The organism is Protofrankia sp. CiP1_Cm_nod1 (assembly GCF_920888515.1).
GTDB lineage: Bacteria > Actinomycetota > Actinomycetes > Frankiales > Frankiaceae > Protofrankia.
Genome location: NZ_CAKKTM010000043.1, coordinates 3116 through 20176, shown reverse-complemented (window position 1 = coordinate 20176; position 17061 = coordinate 3116). Strand labels below are relative to the sequence as shown.

The following is a 17061-nucleotide window of genomic DNA, read 5'->3' as shown; positions in this document are numbered from 1 at the left end:
CGGTCCGCCCGCTGCGGCCGGCCGCGAGCCGCCCGGCGGACGACGGCGGCAACAGCACGGCCCCGGGCGCCGACAGCCCCGCCGCCGGACCGGGTCAGCCCCCATCCGGCCCCGCCGGACCGTCCAGCGCCTGAACAGGGCACGGACCAGCGGAACCAGGACCGAACAGGCTGTAACAGCCAAGCAGGACATTATAGCCGGAAATCACATAAAAGACCGTAAGTCAACCTGAGGCCGGCGGACACCCGCCGGCCTCAGTCGTGCGCCAGCCGCCACGCCCTGCGTGCCAGCCACAACGCCCTGCGTGCCATCTGCCACGCCTTGTGGGCAATCCGACACGTCCTGCGAGCAAGCCGACACGCTCTGTGGGCAAGCTGCCACGCCCCGCACGCCAGTCGCGCCCGAGCCATGCCTGCGATGACGCCGCACACCGGCGCGGTCCGGCCATCGCAAAAAACATGAGCATGAGGGGCTCAAGTTTGACGGCGGAAGAGTTATTGTTGGATCCTGAGCCGGCAGGGCTCAACTACCATATGAGCGGCCCACGCGGCATCCTGACGGAGCCGGTGGGGCCGGATCCATCCTGATTCGAAAGGCGCACAGACATGGCACGAGCGGTCGGCATCGACCTCGGCACCACGAACTCCGTCGTGAGCGTGCTCGAGGGCGGCGAACCCACGGTGATCGCCAATGCCGAGGGCTCGCGGACAACCCCATCCGTCGTCGCCTTCGCCAAGAACGGCGAGGTCCTGGTCGGCGAGGTCGCGAAGCGGCAGGCGGTCACCAACGTCGAGCGGACCATCCGGTCGGTCAAACGCCACATGGGCACCGACTGGAAGATGAAGGTCGACGCCAAGGACTTCACCCCCCAGCAGATCAGCGCGTTCATCCTGCAGAAGCTCAAGCGGGACGCCGAGTCCTACCTGGGTGAGACCGTGGCCGACGCGGTCATCACCGTGCCCGCCTACTTCGACGACGCGCAGCGCCAGGCCACCACCGAGGCCGGCACCATCGCCGGGCTGAACGTCCTGCGGATCGTCAACGAGCCCACCGCCGCCGCCCTCGCCTACGGCCTGGACAAGGGCGAGAAGGAGCAGACGATCCTGGTCTTCGACCTCGGTGGCGGCACGTTCGACGTGTCCCTGCTGGAGATCGGTGACGGTGTCGTCGAGGTCAAGTCGACCTCCGGGGACACCCAGCTCGGCGGTGACGACTGGGACCAGCGCATCACCGACCACCTGATCAAGACCTTCAACGGCCAGCACGGCGTCGACCTGGGCAAGGACAAGATGGCCCTGCAGCGGCTGCGCGAGGCCGCCGAGAAAGCCAAGATCGAACTGTCGCAGTCCACCCAGACCAGCATCAACCTGCCCTACATCACCGCCTCGGCCGAGGGCCCGCTGCACCTCGACATCACCCTGACCCGCTCCGAGCTCCAGCGGATGACCCAGGACCTCATCGACCGCTGCAAGCACCCCTTCCAGCAGGCCGTCAAGGACGCCGGGGTCAAGGTCAGCGACATCGACCACGTCGTGCTCGTGGGCGGCTCCACCCGGATGCCGGCCGTGGTCGACCTGGTCCGCGAGCTCACCGGCGGCAAGGAGCCGAACAAGGGCGTCAACCCCGACGAGGTCGTCGCCGTCGGCGCCTCCCTGCAGGCCGGTGTCCTCAAGGGCGAGGTCAAGGACGTTCTCCTGCTCGACGTCACCCCGCTGTCCCTGGGCATCGAGACCAAGGGCGGGATCATGACCAAGCTCATCGAGCGCAACACCACCATCCCGACCAAGCGCTCGGAGATCTTCACCACCGCCGAGGACAGCCAGCCGTCCGTGCAGATCCAGGTCTTCCAGGGCGAGCGCGAGATGGCCGCCTACAACAAGAAGCTCGGCATGTTCGAGCTCACCGGCCTGCCGCCGGCGCCCCGCGGCATCCCGCAGATCGAGGTCACCTTCGACATCGACGCCAACGGCATCGTCCACGTCTCGGCCAAGGATCTCGGCACCGGCAAGGAACAGTCGATGACGATCACGGGCGGTTCGGCGCTGCCCAAGGACGACATCGACAAGATGGTCCGCGACGCCGAGCAGTACGCCGAGGAGGACCGCAAGCGCCGCGAGGAGGCCGAGACCCGCAACCAGGGCGAGACCCTGGTGTACTCCACCGAGCGGTTCCTGGCCGAGAACGGCGACAAGATCGACGCCACGGTCAAGACCGATGTGGAGGAGAAGCTGTCCGCGCTGCGGGCGGCGGTCGCCGGCACCGACATCGCGGCCATCCGCAACGCGACGACCGAGCTCGCCAAGGCCAGTTCCGCGATGGGCCAGTCGCTCTACGCGGACGCCGCGCAGGGCTCGGCCGGCAGCCCCGGCGGCACGCCCGGAGCGAGCGCGGACGACGACGTGGTGGACGCCGAGATAGTGGACGAGGAGGACAAGAAGTGACCTCGGCCCCCAACGACTGGACGCATGGCGCTTCCACCCCGGACGAGCCAGTGGTCGTCCGGGACAAGCGCCGCATAGACCCACAGAGCGGGCAGGTCCGGGTGGAGGCGGCCGCGCGGACGCAGGCCGCCGCCACCGCCGAGGGCGCCTTCACGTCCTCGGCGGGGGGGCCGGCGCCCGGCGCCGCACCGGCCGGTGAGGCCGAGCTGGTGGCGTCGCTGCGCCAGCAGGTCGCCGAGCGCACCGGTGACCTGCAACGTCTCAAGGCCGAGTTCGACAACTACCGGCGCCGTGTCGAGCGTGACCGGCAGGCCCTGGCCGAGCAGGCGGCCGGCAGGCTGCTCCTGGCGCTGCTGCCGACCCTCGACGACATCGGCCGCGCCCGCGACCACGGCGATCTGGAAGGCCCGTTCAAGGCGGTGGCGGAGTCGTTGGAAGCCGCCCTTGAGGCCGCCGGGCTCGAGCGCTTCGGCTCCCGCGGGGACGAGTTCGACCCGCTCGTCCACGATGCGCTCATGCACACCTACTCGGCCGAGGTGACCAGGCCGACCTGCGTGGACGTCTTCCGGGCCGGCTACCGGCACGCCGGCCGCGTGCTGCGGCCGGCGCAGGTCTCGGTCGCCGAACCGGCGCCGGGGGACGCCGACGCCGGTCAGGACGTGGACGGCACGGCCGCCGGGGCCGCGCCGGAGGCGGGCGGCGGCTCGGCAGAAGCCGCCGAGTAGCCGCCGAGTAGCCGCCGAGCAGCCCGAGCAGCCCGAGCAGCCCGAGCAGCCCGAGTAGCCCGAGTAGCCCGAGTAGCCAATGCCATCGCGGTTCCTGCCGGACAGCGTCCACATCGGGCGTCGGTAGACGAGATGATGACGGAAGGAGGGGCGCCGTGAGTGTTCGCGACATGGTCGAAAAGGACTACTACGCCGCTCTCGGCGTGCCCAAGGACGCTTCGGCAGCCGACATCAAGAAGGCATACCGCCGCCTCGCGCTTGAGCTGCACCCGGACAAGAACCCTGGCGACCCCAAGGCCGAGGCCCGGTTCAAGGAGGTCTCCGAGGCGTACGACGTGCTCTCGGACGAGTCCCGGCGGCGGGAGTACGACGAGGCCCGGGCGCTGTTCGCCGCCGGTGGCGTCCCCGGCGGCCAGGCCGGTGGCTACGGCTTCCAGCCGGGCGGGTTCGGGCCGGGCGGGCCCGGCTACCACGGCGGCTCCACCGCGTTCAACCTCGACGACCTGCTGGGCGGGGCGGGCGCCGGCGCGGGCCCGGGCGGGCTGGGCGGGCTGTTCGACAACCTGTTCCAGCGGTCACCGGGCGGCCGTGGGCCACGCCGTGGCGCCGACATCGCGGCCGAGGTCACGATCCCGTTCGAGAAGGCCCTCTCCGGCCTGGAGGCGACGGTCCGCCTGCCCGGCGCCGCGACCTGCCTGACCTGCGGGGGCAGCGGTGCCCGGCCGGGCACCGCGCCGCGGACGTGCACGACCTGCCGGGGGCTGGGCGTGGTGTCGCGGTCGCAGGGGGGCTTCGCGCTCTCCGAGCCCTGCCGGGACTGTCTCGGCAAGGGAACGGTGATCGATTCGCCCTGCCCGGACTGCCAGGGCAGCGGCCGGCGCGAACGCGAGCAGCGGATCCGCATCCCACCGGGGGTCGCCGACGGCCAGCGGCTGCGGGTGCGCGGGCGCGGATCGCCGGGCGAACGCGGTGGCCAGGCGGGCGATCTGGAGGTCACCGTCCACGTGCTGGCCCATCCGGTGTTCGACCGCGAGGGGCAGAACCTCACGGTCGTCCTGCCGGTGACCTTCGTGGAGGCCGCCCTGGGCGCCTCGGTGAAGGTCCCGACGATCGACGGCGCCCCGCTGACGGTGAAGATCCCGCCTGGCACGTCGAGTGGGCGTCGTCTGCGGGTACGTAGTCGTGGAGTGCCGCGTAGCGGGGGCGGTCACGGCGACCTCATCGTGACCGTCGACGTGACCGTGCCGAAATCGACGGATCTCTCCGCGAAGGCGCGGACGGCGCTCCAGGAGTTCGCCCACGCCCATCCCGAGGATCCGCGCACGACACTGATGGAACAGATGGAGGGCCGGTCATGAAGTCACGACCGAGCCGTACCGCCGACCCGCCGGGGCCGGCTCCGGCGCCGGCGAGGCCCGCGGGCGTCCCGCCCGGCCCGTCCGGAACGCCCGCGGCACCCCGCCCGAGCCCCGCGCACGACGACGACACACCGGTATACGTGATCTCCATTGCCGCACAGCTCGCCGGCATGCACCCCCAGACGCTGCGGGCCTACGACCGCCTCGGCCTGGTCACTCCCGGCCGCACGTCCGGACGCGGCCGGCGGTACTCCGTGCGGGATGTCGCGCTGCTGCGCGAGGTCCAGCGGCTGTCCCAGGAGGAGGGCGTCAACCTCCAGGGCGTCCGGCGGATCCTGGAGCTGGGCAGCCAGGTGATGATGTTGCAGGCGCAGGTCCGGCAGCTGACCGAGGAGCTGGCGGCGGTCCGCGCCGAGGCCGAGCGCCGGGTCGCCGAGGCGCACCGCAGCCACCGGCGCGACCTGGTTCCCGTCGACCGCAGCGCGATAGTGGTCTGGCGGCCCGGCTCCCGCCGCTAGCGGCCATGAACGCCGGCTCGTTCGGGTACCGCTCCCTCGCCGGCCGCCGCTCCTTCGCCGGTCCCTCGCCGGCCGCCGCCCCCACGTCGAACGCGGTTCCCCGTCGGGCAGCGGCTTCGCCGGACGGCGCGCCGTCGACGATCCGTGTCGAGCCGCCGAGTCGCGAGCCGTCGCGTGCGGGGCGGACGCTTCGCATCACGCAAACTTAAGTGGGAACGACTCAACTATCCTGAGCGTTACGAAGATGGTACGCCCAAAACGATCATCTTAGGACTCCGATGAACGCTGACCGCCTCACCGCCCGCTCGCAGGAAGCCCTGTCCTCCGCCGTCAGCCGCGCCACCGGTGACGGCTCACCGCTCGTCGACCCCCTGCACCTGCTGGTCGCCGTCCTGAGCCAGACCGGCGGGGTCGCGGTGGACCTGCTCGAGGCCGTCGGTGTGCCTCTCGCCCAGGTACGCGGACGCGCCGAGGCGGCGGTCGGCCGGCTGCCGCACGCTACCGGCGCGTCCGTCGCCCCGCCGCAGCTGTCCCGGCAGCTCATCACCGTCCTGGACAACGCGGAGCGGCAGGCGAACCGGCTCGGCGACGAGTACACCTCGGTCGAGCACCTGCTGGTCGCGCTCGCGGAGGAGGGCGGCGAGGCGTCCCGGGTGCTCACCGAGTTCGGGGCGAGCTCGGAGGCCCTGCGCGGCGCGTTCGACACCGTGCGCGGCGGCGTCCACCGGGTGACCAGCCGTGATCCCGAGGGCTCCTACCGCGCGCTGGACAAGTACTCCGTGGACCTCACCGAGCAGGCCCGCGCCGGCAAGCTCGACCCGGTCATCGGACGCGACGCCGAGATCCGCCGCGTCGTGCAGGTCCTGTCCCGGCGGACGAAGAACAACCCGGTCCTCATCGGCGAGCCCGGCGTCGGCAAGACCGCGATCGTCGAGGGGCTCGCGCTGCGGGTCGTCGCCGGTGACGTGCCGGAGTCCCTGCGCGGCCGGCGTATCGTCTCGCTCGACCTCGGCTCGATGGTGGCCGGCTCGAAGCTGCGGGGCGAGTTCGAGGAGCGGCTGCGGGCCGTCCTCAACGAGATCCGTTCCGCCGAGGGCCGGCTGATCACTTTCATCGACGAGCTGCACACGGTCGTCGGCGCGGGCGCCGCCGAAGGCGCGATGGACGCCGGCAACATGCTCAAGCCCATGCTCGCCCGCGGCGAGCTGCGCATGATCGGCGCCACCACTCTGAACGAGTACCGCACCCGCATCGAGAAGGACCCGGCGCTCGAGCGCCGCTTCCAGCCGGTGCTGGTCGGCGAGCCGTCCGCCGAGGACACCATCGGCATCCTGCGCGGGCTGAAGGAGCGCTACGAGGTGCACCACGGTGTCCGGATCACCGACGCCGCGCTCGTCGCCGCCGCCACCCTCTCCGACCGGTACGTCAGCGGGCGGTTCCTGCCCGACAAGGCCATCGACCTGGTGGACGAGGCCGCGTCCCGGCTCCGGATGGAGATCGACAGCCGGCCGGTGGCGATCGACGAGCTCGAGCGCGCCGTCCGGCGCATCGAGATCGAGGACATGGCGCTGTCCAAGGAGAGCGACAGCGCGTCCAAGGAGCGCCGCGAGCGGCTGCGGCGCGAGCTCGCCGAGAAACGGGCGGAACTGTCCAGCCTGACCGCCCGCTGGCAGCGTGAGAAGAGCTCCATCGTCGAGGTGCAGAAGGCCAAGGAGGAGCTGGAGAACGCCCGGCGCGCCCTCGACCTCGCCGAACGTGACCTCGATCTGGCCAAGGCCGGCGAGCTGCGCTACGGCACGATCCCGACGTTGGAGAAGCGGCTCGCCGCGGCCACCGACGCGCTGCCCGGCGCGGACGAGCCCGGCAGCGCCATGCTCAAGGAGGAGGTCGGCCCCGACGACGTCGCCGAGGTCGTCGCGTCCTGGACGGGCATCCCCGCCGGCCGGCTGCTGGAAGGGGAGACCACCAAGCTGCTGCGCATGGAGGAGGAGCTGCACGCCCGCGTCGTCGGCCAGCACGCCGCGGTGCGGGCCGTCTCCGACGCCGTGCGCCGGGCCCGCGCGGGCATCTCCGACCCCGACCGGCCGACCGGCTCGTTCCTGTTCCTCGGCCCGACCGGCGTCGGCAAGACGGAGCTGGCCAAGGCGCTCGCGGACTTCCTGTTCGACGACGAACGCGCGGTGGTCCGCATCGACATGAGCGAGTACGCCGAGAAGCACTCGGTGGCCCGGCTCATCGGTGCCCCGCCCGGCTACGTCGGCTTCGAGTCCGGCGGGCAGCTCACCGAGGCGATCCGGCGCCGCCCCTACAGCGTGATCCTGCTGGACGAGGTGGAGAAGGCCCACCCTGACGTCTTCGACATCCTTCTGCAGGTCCTCGACGACGGACGCCTTACCGACGGGCAGGGCCGCACGGTGGACTTCCGCAGCACGATCGTGGTGCTGACGTCCAACCTCGGCTCCCAGTTCATCGCGGACCCGACCCTGCCCCCGCAGGTGCAGCGCGACTCGGTCATGATCGCGGTGCGGGAGGCGTTCAAGCCCGAGTTCCTCAACCGGCTCGACGACATCCTCATCTTCGACCAGCTCGACAAGGACGACCTGGCCCGCATCGTCGATCTCCAGCTCGACCTGCTGCGCGCCCGGCTGACCGACCGGCGGATCACCCTGACGGTCACCGACGCCGCCCGCTCCTGGCTCGCCGACGCCGGGTACGACCCGGTCTTCGGCGCCCGCCCGCTGCGCCGGCTCGTCCAGACCGCGATCGGCGACCCACTCGCCCGGGAACTGCTCGCCGGCACCGTCCGGGACGGCGACAACGTCCTCGTGGACGTCGCCCCGAACCAGCACGGCCTGGCCGTCCAGAAAGCGTAGGCAAAAACCGCTGTCACCCCAACGAAAACCGCCTACAGACCCAAAGCCCGTAGGCGGAATCGGGCTGCCCGCCGGTGCGGGTGATCTGCTCGGTGAGCGGAACTTGCCCGCATGGTGAAGCGTCGCAAAATAGCACGAAATGGCAGATGTCGACGGACCCGCAGAATTGTTCGACGATATGGCCGACAGCCGTCCAGGGTTCAGGTGGAGACGACGAGGCGGATGAACTGTTTGTCGATGATGGCCCCGTCTGCCAGGTTCTCGTCCGGGGTTTCGGTGGGGTAGGCGGTGATGGCTAGGGTGTGCCCCTTTCTCCAAGCTCCGGACAGCTACACTCCGCCACGACAGACGGCAACTGGACGTTGGTGTTCAAACACGACTTCCGACCAACTGCATAGAGCCGGAAAACCACTGAAGATTGTGGAATCTCATCTGAGCCATCTCATATTGTCCAAATAGACATATATCAATAAATTTGGTCAAACAGGGCAGCACGAGCAAGATTTTCGGTACATTCCTAGAGAGAGTCCGCCGCCACGTGCGAGCGTCGCCACTCGGATCGAGCGGACGTGGCACCGATGATCGCGATGATCGCGACGGCCGCGGCGACCAACCACTCCAGCGACCCGTCGCCGTGGTCCGGATCGACGCCGAACACCACCTCGATCCATTCCTGGTTGATCAAGGTGGCGACCAGCAGGACAAAGCTGGCCACGGTCAGTCCGGTCTCGATGTAGAAACGCCGACGCACGCGCCTGCCAACTGTCATGATCCCTCCCGATTCGGTTCGGCTGGTGTGGGACGGTTCGGTGGACCCGTTGGGTGGCCGATCAGCCGCCGGTGGGCGCCGGTCCGGCGGAGGCGTCGGTCGAGGAGCCGAGCACTGTGTCCGCCCTGCCGGATGGCTGTGCGTCGAGGCCGGTTGGTGCGAACCCGGGGGCGCCGGCTACCTCGGGTGGGCCACTGGGCGCAGGGCCGGCCGAGAGTGCCCCGAGCCGCGCCGCGCGGGCTGCAAGTTCCGCCGGTGGGCCGCCCTGGGCTGCCCCGGCATTGGTCGAAACGCTGCCGGTGGGCGCGATGTCGGAAATGGTGATTCCCTGGCCCGGTGCCGGTGCCGGTGGGCCAGGGGTGTCGTGGTTGTCTACGTGGATGGTGATCCGCATGTCGTTCCCTCACGCATGAGAAGTGGTCAGCTGAGTACTGCGTAGCGTCCCTCGAAGGTGATCGGTTGAGGTGCCAGATTCGTAACGGTGATCCAGTAGGTCACGTTGTTGGCGTCGGCGCGTTCGACCGCCACGTCCCAGTCGGTGGACGGCGAGCCGAGGCGTACGGTCGTCGGCTGGATGTACCAGACGACGTGCCAGGCTGCGGGCCACCCGAACGTGAACCATCGCTGGGTCGCGCCGGCCGGCAGCGTTCCGGTGAATTGAACATTGGTCCACATGGCTGCTCCCGGAAAGACAGATCAGTAGCGGCTGAGGACGCAGAAGCGTCCTTCGAAGGTGACGGGCTGACCGGTGAGGTTGCGGACGGTGATCCAGTATGTGACGTGTTCGGCGTCGGCCCGTTCCACCTGGGTCTTGAAGCTGATCTGTGGGGACCCCGGCGCCGGGCTGGTGGGCATCGCGGTCCACAGAACGTGCCAGGTGGCGGGCCAGTTGAAGGTGAACCAGCGGCTGCTGGCGTTCGCAGCGAGCGTTCCCGTCCACTGGACGCCGCACCAGGGCTGCGTCATCCAGCCATCGACGGGAATCTCCCAGACACCGCGGTTGCGTGTTCCCGCGCGGAGGACTCGCGCGTGAGGGTGAAACACCAGGTCGCCGACGAAGGCGTTCGGCAGGCTTGCGGAGAAGTCGGTCCACGACGCGCCGCCGTCGAAACTCTGGTAGACACCGAGGTCCGCCGCGACCCACACGCGGTTGCGGTTGCCGTCGTCGACGGCGATGGCGTTGACGGGTAGCCCGGGCAGGGTGCCGGTCCGGTCGGTCCAGTTCGTGCCACCGTCGTCCGACCGCCAGACGCGACCCCCACCACGGGTACTGCTCGTTGCCCACAAGCGGCCGGTACCGCCGGGCTCGGCGGCCAGGTCGCTGATGACCGCTCCCGCGCGGGGAGTGGTCAACGCGGTGAGTGCCCCCCAGGCTCCGGAGCTGAAACGGGTGCGCAGGATCCGGCCGTCGCCCAGGCCGACGAGAACGGTGTCCGGGTCGGGGACAGCCAGCGCCGTGCCGATACCGGCGCTCGGGAACCCGACCCGGGTCCAGGTGCTGGCGTTGTCCCGGGACACGTACAACGCCTGCATCGCGACCGCCACCGTGTCGCCGCTGGTGGCGCTGCCCTCCAGCGGCGGGTAGAACAGGCCCCTGCCCTCGCCGGCGGGCCGGGTGGGGGTGACGGTGGTCCAGCTTCCCCAGTCGCCCCGGCTGGTGGAGCGCAGCAGGCCGCCCCACTGGCGGCTGTGGATGACGATCGAGGGGTTCTGGCGGTTGACGTGGACGTCGCCGCCGTCCGCGTCTTCCACGTGCTCCCAGGCCGAGGGCCCGGTCCACCGGTTCGTGCCGTTGTCCTGGGTACCGCCGATGAGCCACCGAGACGAGCCCCAGTCCTGGGCGAGGTACTCGAACTCGCTGATGACCAGGCCGTTGTTGCAGCTCACCCAGGTGGTTCCACGATCGGGGGAGCGGAACAGGCCGCCGTCGCAGCCGGCGTACACCGTGGCGGGGTTCCCGGGCTCGAAGGCGATGCTGTGCTGATCGGGGTGGATCGACTGCCCGGACGAGCCCTTGTTGCTGATCGTCTGCCAGCTCCAAGTGGCGCCGGACAGGTCACCGCGGTGCAACTCGATGGCGCCGCAGTACACCTGCGTGTCGAGGTCCGGGGCGACGGCGACATACCAGTCGTACCACGACTGAACGGTTGCCAGTCCGGGAGGCAGCCCAATCGCCGTCCACACCCCGGCGGCGCGGCGCCACAGGTAGCCGGTGGGGATCTGGCTCCCATCGGGCTGCGGGATCCATGGCGTGCCGGTACCGAAAGCATAGGCGACGTTCGGGTTGGACGGAGCCACGGCGACGGCGAGCCGAACGAACCCGGCCGGCGCTCCCGGCAGGTTCACCGCTGTCCAAGTGGTGCCGGAGTCGGTCGAACGGAACAGACCGTCGGCGCAAGACGCCAGCACTTCACTGGTGCCGAGGCTGACGGCGAACGTGCGCTGCGAACGGCGCTGGGTCCAGGTCGTACCCGCGTCGGTCGAGACGTACAGTCCACCGGTCGCGGCGCCGAACAGCCGATTGCCGTCGGCGGGGTCGACGCGCAGCGCGTAGAAGCCCTGTCCCACGAACGGGGTGGTGCACACCGACGACCACGATGTACCACCGTCGGACGACCTTAAGACCCCATTGCCGAGTAAGGACCACCAGTCGCCCTCGCCCAACCCGCAGTAGACCGTGGCCGCGCGGCTGGGGTCGAACGCGATTGCGCCAACGGTGAGGGTCGAGGCAAAGTCGGTCCGAGGCTGCCAGGAAGCGCCACGGTCACGTGACTCCCAGACACCGCCGTTCGCGCCACCCGCCAGGACGTGCGCGGGACTGCTCGGATCGACGGCGAGGGCCGATACGCGCCCGGAGACGTTGACCCGGCTGCTGCCGTAGGTCTGGCCGTTCGTCACCGTTGACGGGCCGACCGAGCGCCACTGCGGCTCTCCCGCCGTCGGCGGCCCGGCGAGGCCCTCGGCAACGGCGGCATATGTGCGGGCCAGATCCTCCGGTGCCGCTATGTCGGCTGGCGTCCCCTCGTCCTCGGCGCCACCGCCGGCGGTCGGCGGACGGCCTGACGCGCGGAGTCGGGACGCGCGAGCGTCACCCTGGGGCGAGGCAGGCGGCAACGCGCCGATCGCCTCGGCATGCGCGAGCGCCTCGGCTGCCACTTCATCGGTGACCGCGGTGGCCACCGCCTCCTGCGCAAAGTTCGTCAGCCCCTGCGCTTTGAGTAATTCGAGCAGCCGCAGCATCGCCTTGCCGCCGTACGGACGGGCAGGCGTTCGCTCGTCGACGCGGACCGCGTCGCGGGGGGTTACGCCTTCGTCCTCGGGTCCTTGCATCGGCACCTCCTCGATAGCGGTGCGTCACAGGTGTGCGGGGTCGCGCGAAATGTCGACATCGCAGCCCTGGAGCCGATATGCCTTGGTCTTGGTCCGGCCCGTTGGCCGAGGGCGGGAGCAGTCAGCCGGCCGTCGGATGGCCGGGCTTGTTCTCGCTTCGTTCGCGGTCCTGCTCCTCCGCCGGCTCCGCCGCCGGCTCCGCCGAGCCGGTCGGCTCCGCCGCGTCCGAGACCGGTTCCTCCCGCGCCGCAAGGAACTCCCGCAGACGCTCGGCGGCACCGCCGCCGGGTGGCACCGGCATCTGCTCGTCAGTGGAATTCGAGGTTTCGGCCATGTCCACCCCCGTGGGACCGCAAGCCGTGAATGTCTTTTTATGCTCCTCCTGGACCAGCTGAGCGTCAACGCTCCCGTGTGTCGGTTTTCTGCTTGACGCTCCACCCGCCGGCACCTCGGCCCCGGCCTTTCACGCCCGCGCCCGCTGCGCCACCCGCCGCCAGCATCTGATCAATGCTCCGGCTCGGCTCACCCGCCACGGCCGGGGGAGAGCACCCTGCGTCTGCCCGTCTGCCCGTCTGCCGGTCGCAGCCCCCTATCCCCGACCTGGAACCTGGACGAGCCGCTGAAGGGTGAGCGACTGGGCCATCATGCCCGAAAAGCCCGGCATCATCGAATTTCTCGGAGGAAGGCACCCGAAAGATCCAGAAAGATGGTCACGGAAATTTCTCGATGCATCCAGGCCGAGTCCACGAACTCTGTGGAGGCTTCTCCATACTCCCACAAAGAATTATTGGCAGGCTGTGCGAGAAAATGCCCGAAAAAGAACCAGTGAAACCTCGGGCGGTGAATGATCCCGCATGGGCGCGGATTCCGGATTCGTAGATATACTCTCGGTCGTGCGGGGGCTGGTGGTCGCTGACGAGGTGCGGGCGGCGGTGGAGGCGGGGCGGCCCGTGGTCGCCCTGGAGTCGACGCTGATCGCGCACGGCCTGCCGCGCCCCCGCAATCTGGAAGTGGCGGCCGACCTGGAAACCCTGCTCCGTGACCGTGGGGTGACACCGGCGACCGTAGCGGTGATCGACGGGATACCCACCATCGGTCTGGACGCCATCGCGCTCTCCCGGATCGCGAACGCCCCGGACGTGGCGAAACTGTCGGTACGGGATCTGCCGGTCGCCTCCGCGCTGGGCCGCACCGGGGCGACCACGGTCGCCTCCACGTCCCTGCTCGCCACCCGCGCCGGTATCGGCGTGTTCGCCACCGGCGGGCTCGGCGGGGTGCACCGCGGCTGGGCCGACAGCGCCGACGAGTCCGCCGATCTTGTCACTCTCGCAAGTACGCCGATAGCCGTGGTCTGCGCGGGGGTGAAGTCGATCCTGGACGTCGGCGCGACCCTCGAACGGCTGGAAACCCTTGGTGTGCCGCTGCTCGGCTGGCGGACGAACACCTTCCCGGGCTTCTACCTGTCCCGGACCGAGTTCGCCGTGGACTGGCGGGTGGAGGCCGCCGCCGAGGTCGCGGCCGTCATGGCGGACGCGCGGGCGCTGGGCCTGCGCACGGCCGTGGTCGTCGCCAACCCGGTGCCCGAGGCGGACCAGCTCGACCAGGAGCTGCACGACCGGGTCCTGCGCGAGGCGTTGGCGCAGGCGTCCCGCCGGAGGCTGCGGGGGAAGGCCGTCACCCCGTTCCTGCTGGCGACGTTCCACCGCGAGACGGCCGGCGCCAGCCTGGAGACCAACATCGCCGTGGTCCGCAACAACGTCACCGTCGCCGCCGACATCGCCATTGCCTGCTCCGCCCGGCCGGCCACCCCGGACCGGACGTAAAGCTGCCGGCCCGACCGTCCGGCCCGGGCTGGCTGGCAGGCCGGCCGACCGACCGAAGTGACGTTGGGAAACACGGCGGTGCCAGTGGGCTGACATGACGCCAGGAGACAGGGCGAGGAGGCGCCGACGGCTCTCCGGGCGGCCGTATCTCTTTCGTGGCGGGCCTCCTACCTGCGACGATCGGTTGTCGTGGACAGCGCGCAGGGGGGCCGGTGGGCAGGATCTGGCAGGCCGTGGCATGGTCGGCGGGGCCGCGTCTGAAATGGGCGCTTCTGCTTGGCTGGATCGTCGTCGCGACCGTCGCCAGCCCGCTGGCGTTCAGGCTGTCCGACGCGCAGCGGAACGAGGCCTCGGCCTTCCTGCCCTCGCGGGCCGAGTCCACCAGGCTGCTCGAGGCCCAGAAACTCCTGCCGGGCGGAGACTCCGTACCGGCGGTCGTCGTCTTCTCTCGTGACCCTGAGCTGACGCCTACCGACCGGAAAGCGGTCGAGGACGTCGGCCGCCGGATCGGCGAGTTCTCCGAGCGTCCGGTCAGCATGCCCATTTCCTCACCACGGGGAAATACGCTGCTACTGGCCGTCAGTATCGCTCAGAGCGCTGATGTCGTGGAGTTCACCGACAAGGTCAAGGAAATCCGGCGGATCGCCCGGGAGGCGGCACCGCCGGGGCTCCAGACGTCGCTGACCGGGCCGGCCGGGCTGGTGACGGACACCTTCGACGTGTTCAGCGGGGTGGAGACCAGGCTGCTGTTCGTCACCGCGGGCGTGGTGGCGGTCATCCTTCTGCTCGTCTATCGGAGCCCCGTCCTGTGGCTGATCCCCTTACTGACGGTCGCCGTTGCCGACCAGACTGCCACCGCCCTGGTCTATCTCGCGGCCGAGCACGCGGGGCTGACCGTCAACGGGCAGAGCGCGGGCATTCTGCGGGTCCTTGTCTTCGGCGCCGGCACCGACTACGCGCTGCTTCTCATCGCTCGCTACCGTGAGGAGCTGACTCGTCACAGCGATGCGCACGCGGCGATGCGGGTCGCGATCCGCCGGGCCGGACCGGCGATCGTCGCCTCGGCCGCCACGGTCATCATCAGCATGCTCTGTCTGCTCCTGGGCGAGCTGAACTCCAACCGGGGTCTCGGCCCGGTCAGCGCGATCGGTATCGCCGTGGCGCTGGTGACCATGATGACGCTGCTGCCGGCGGCCCTGGTCGTGTGCGGACGGAGGCTGTTCTGGCCGTTCGTCCCCCGCTATGGCGCGCGGGCGCGGGAGGAGTCCGGGGCCTGGTCACGGGTTGGTACGACGATCGCCGCCCGGCCGCGCACGACCTGGATCGCCGCCGTCCTGGTGCTGACCGGGCTCGCGTTCGCGACCGTGCACCTGGACACCGGCCTGCGCCAGGACCAGGGATTCACCAGGCCGATGGACTCGGTCACCGGGCAGGAAATCGTGCAGCGCAGCTTCCCGGCCGGCACCACCGCACCGGCATACGTTGTCGCGAACGCCGCCAGGGCGGACGAGGTACGCGCCGTCATCGCAAGAAATCCCGCGGTCGCGACCGTCGTGGAAAGCGATCGCGGCGCCGGTCTGGTGCAGTTCCTCGTCGTTCTTTCGCAGCCGCCGGACACGAAGGCGTCCTTCGACACGATCAGACAGCTCCGGGACACCGTCCACGCGATACCGGCGGCGGACGCGCTGGTCGGCGGGAACACCGCGGTGAACCTGGACGTGCGCACCGCCTCCGTACACGACCGGAAGGTCATCATTCCGGCTGTGCTGGTGGTCGTGGCCGTTGTTCTCGGGCTGCTGCTGCGGTCGGTGCTGACCCCGCTGCTCCTGATCGCGACGGTTGTGCTGTCCTTCCTCGCCGCGCTCGGCGCGAGCGCGCTGGCCTACGACTGGCTGTTCGGCTTCGCCGGCGCCGATCCCGCCCTGCCGTTGCTGGGCTTCATCTTCCTGGTGGCGCTGGGTATCGACTACAACATCTTCCTCATGACGAGGGTCCGGGAAGAAGCCGGGAGAATCGGCACGCGGCCGGGAGTACGCCACGGCTTGGCCGTCACCGGCGGCGTCATCACCTCCGCCGGCGTCGTGCTGGCAGCCACGTTCTCGGCGCTGTTCATCCTCCCGCTCGTCCAGCTCGCGGAGGTCGGCTTCCTGGTGGCCTTCGGCGTCCTGCTCGACACGCTGGTGGTGCGCTCGGTTCTCGTCCCCGCGCTCGCCATCGATATCGGCCCGAAAATCTGGTGGCCCAGCCGGCTCGCGAAGCCGCCACCGGACCAGCCCACAACGGCGACCGACGCCGCCGTCCGAGAAGCGGACAGCGACGCGGCCGCCGCCGGAACTCCTACGGGGCCGCGGGCTCCCGTCAGCCGAAGGCCGGGAACTCCAGGCCGAAGATCAGACGCCAGAGGTTGACCGCATCCTCGTGCCGGCCGGCCTGCTCCGCCTCGACCGCCTCGTCGGCGTGGGCGCGGGCGAAGGCCACCGGCTCCCGCAGCGCGTCGACGTCCTGCGGCTGCAGGTAGGTCGACAGGTCACCGCCGACCTCCGCGGGGTCGTAGGCGGTGAACCCCCTGCTCTCGATGTGCCGGAAGACCGCCGCCAGCCCCTGCCGGGTGTTCAGCCCGCGGTTGATCAGAACCTTGCCCGCGAGCGCCTCCAGATGGAAGGAACGCAGCCGGCTGCCGCAGACCCGGTTCCAGGCCTTGAGCAGCCGCACGGCCGAGGCGACCCGGGGGCCGGCGTCCGCCATCCAGCTGGCGTGCCGCTCCGGGCGGGTCGGCAGCCAGCCGCCGACACAGTCCGGCATGACGTAGCCCGCCCGTGGATGGTCGAAGGCGGGCACCAGGTGGACGTCCGGCGCGCAGTTGTAGACGACGCGCATCGCCTGACCTCGGCTACCGATCATCTGGATGCGGTCGCCGCCGATCGCGTTACGGACGCAGAGCAGCAGGTCGCGGGAGTCCCAGCGGAAGCGCTTCCAGGCGTTGTTAGCCGCGCTGAAGACCACGATGATGTCGACCTCGTCCACCGGGCGGATCATCGTGTCGCGGCCTGCGGAGCCGATGGTCGCCACTCCGACGAGCGGCAGCGCGCACCGCGGAGGAAAGATCGTCCGCAGGGCCTGTTCGGCGTCGTTGCGGCGGGCGTCGATGACCGCGCGGTCATCGGCGTTGAGCCGGATCAGGTCGTCGAGCCTGGCGAAGGCACGGGCCGTGGTACCGACCAGCA

Annotated in this window: 13 protein-coding genes; 7 read left to right on the top strand and 6 right to left on the bottom strand. The window is 70.2% G+C overall.

Going from position 1 to position 17061, the window contains the following annotated elements; all coding sequences use genetic code 11:
• Positions 1–605: 605 nt before the first annotated feature.
• From dnaK to clpB, 5 genes are all read left to right on the top strand, one after another.
• Entirely contained in the window at positions 606–2441 is a 1836-nt protein-coding gene (gene dnaK / locus NBX02_RS02840) for a molecular chaperone DnaK (protein ID WP_250289851.1), read from the top strand.
• Positions 2438–3166, top strand: a complete 729-nt coding sequence (grpE, locus tag NBX02_RS02835) for a nucleotide exchange factor GrpE (RefSeq protein WP_250285034.1) — start codon at positions 2438–2440, stop codon at positions 3164–3166. The genes dnaK and grpE overlap by 4 nt, the downstream gene beginning before the upstream one ends.
• A gap of 155 nt (positions 3167–3321) precedes the next feature.
• Positions 3322–4524 (top strand): DnaJ C-terminal domain-containing protein, encoded by a 1203-nt coding sequence (locus tag NBX02_RS02830; protein ID WP_250285036.1) that lies wholly within the window; start codon positions 3322–3324, stop codon positions 4522–4524.
• Entirely contained in the window at positions 4521–5042 is a 522-nt protein-coding gene (locus tag NBX02_RS02825) for a heat shock protein transcriptional repressor HspR (RefSeq protein ID WP_445548225.1), read from the top strand. The genes NBX02_RS02830 and NBX02_RS02825 overlap by 4 nt, the downstream gene beginning before the upstream one ends.
• Before the next feature lie 278 nt (positions 5043–5320).
• Positions 5321–7915, top strand: coding sequence for an ATP-dependent chaperone ClpB (gene clpB, locus NBX02_RS02820; protein ID WP_250285038.1), 2595 nt, complete (start codon positions 5321–5323; stop codon positions 7913–7915).
• A gap of 517 nt (positions 7916–8432) precedes the next feature.
• Here clpB and NBX02_RS02815 read toward each other — a convergent pair.
• The 5 genes from NBX02_RS02815 to NBX02_RS02795 form a co-directional block, all read right to left on the bottom strand.
• Positions 8433–8684: a hypothetical protein gene (locus NBX02_RS02815; RefSeq protein ID WP_250285040.1), complete on the bottom strand. Its 252-nt coding sequence runs from the start codon at positions 8682–8684 to the stop codon at positions 8433–8435.
• Between the two features lie 61 nt (positions 8685–8745).
• On the bottom strand, positions 8746–9078 hold the full coding sequence (locus tag NBX02_RS02810) for a hypothetical protein (RefSeq protein ID WP_250289848.1): 333 nt from the start codon (positions 9076–9078) through the stop codon (positions 8746–8748).
• Between the two features lie 26 nt (positions 9079–9104).
• Complete coding sequence (locus tag NBX02_RS02805) at positions 9105–9359, bottom strand: hypothetical protein (RefSeq protein ID WP_250285042.1); 255 nt, start codon at positions 9357–9359, stop codon at positions 9105–9107.
• 21 nt (positions 9360–9380) lie between these two features.
• On the bottom strand, positions 9381–12014 hold the full coding sequence (locus NBX02_RS02800; protein ID WP_250285044.1) for a WD40/YVTN/BNR-like repeat-containing protein: 2634 nt from the start codon (positions 12012–12014) through the stop codon (positions 9381–9383).
• Positions 12015–12135: 121 nt separating this feature from the next.
• Positions 12136–12315 (bottom strand): hypothetical protein, encoded by a 180-nt coding sequence (locus tag NBX02_RS02795; protein WP_250289846.1) that lies wholly within the window; start codon positions 12313–12315, stop codon positions 12136–12138.
• 553 nt (positions 12316–12868) lie between these two features.
• Between NBX02_RS02795 and NBX02_RS02790 the strand changes: the two genes are divergently transcribed.
• The gene (locus tag NBX02_RS02790) at positions 12869–13837 is read left to right on the top strand and encodes a pseudouridine-5'-phosphate glycosidase (protein ID WP_250289843.1); all 969 of its coding nucleotides are present in this window, start codon (positions 12869–12871) and stop codon (positions 13835–13837) included.
• A 212-nt stretch (positions 13838–14049) separates the two neighbouring features.
• A complete protein-coding gene (locus tag NBX02_RS02785) occupies positions 14050–16245 on the top strand; it encodes an MMPL family transporter (protein WP_250289841.1) in 2196 nt (731 codons plus the stop codon).
• Here the strand turns inward: NBX02_RS02785 and NBX02_RS02780 are convergent.
• Positions 16196–17061, bottom strand: an 866-nt coding sequence (locus NBX02_RS02780) for an SMODS domain-containing nucleotidyltransferase (RefSeq protein ID WP_250289839.1), incomplete at its 5' end; no start/stop codon positions are given. The genes NBX02_RS02785 and NBX02_RS02780 overlap by 50 nt on opposite strands.

Excerpts from the sequence above, each read along its gene's own strand:
- NBX02_RS02805 (WP_250285042.1), bottom strand. The coding sequence starts at position 9,359 with ATGTGGACCAATGTTCAATTCACCGGAACGCTGCCGGCCGGCGCGACC.
- NBX02_RS02815 (WP_250285040.1), bottom strand. The coding sequence starts at position 8,684 with ATGACAGTTGGCAGGCGCGTGCGTCGGCGTTTCTACATCGAGACCGGA.
- NBX02_RS02795 (WP_250289846.1), bottom strand. The coding sequence starts at position 12,315 with ATGCCGGTGCCACCCGGCGGCGGTGCCGCCGAGCGTCTGCGGGAGTTC.
- dnaK (WP_250289851.1), top strand. The coding sequence starts at position 606 with ATGGCACGAGCGGTCGGCATCGACCTCGGCACCACGAACTCCGTCGTG.
- clpB (WP_250285038.1), top strand. The coding sequence starts at position 5,321 with ATGAACGCTGACCGCCTCACCGCCCGCTCGCAGGAAGCCCTGTCCTCC.
- NBX02_RS02825 (WP_445548225.1), top strand. The coding sequence starts at position 4,521 with ATGAAGTCACGACCGAGCCGTACCGCCGACCCGCCGGGGCCGGCTCCG.
- NBX02_RS02790 (WP_250289843.1), top strand. The coding sequence starts at position 12,869 with ATGGGCGCGGATTCCGGATTCGTAGATATACTCTCGGTCGTGCGGGGG.
- NBX02_RS02810 (WP_250289848.1), bottom strand. The coding sequence starts at position 9,078 with ATGCGGATCACCATCCACGTAGACAACCACGACACCCCTGGCCCACCG.
- NBX02_RS02800 (WP_250285044.1), bottom strand. The coding sequence starts at position 12,014 with ATGCAAGGACCCGAGGACGAAGGCGTAACCCCCCGCGACGCGGTCCGC.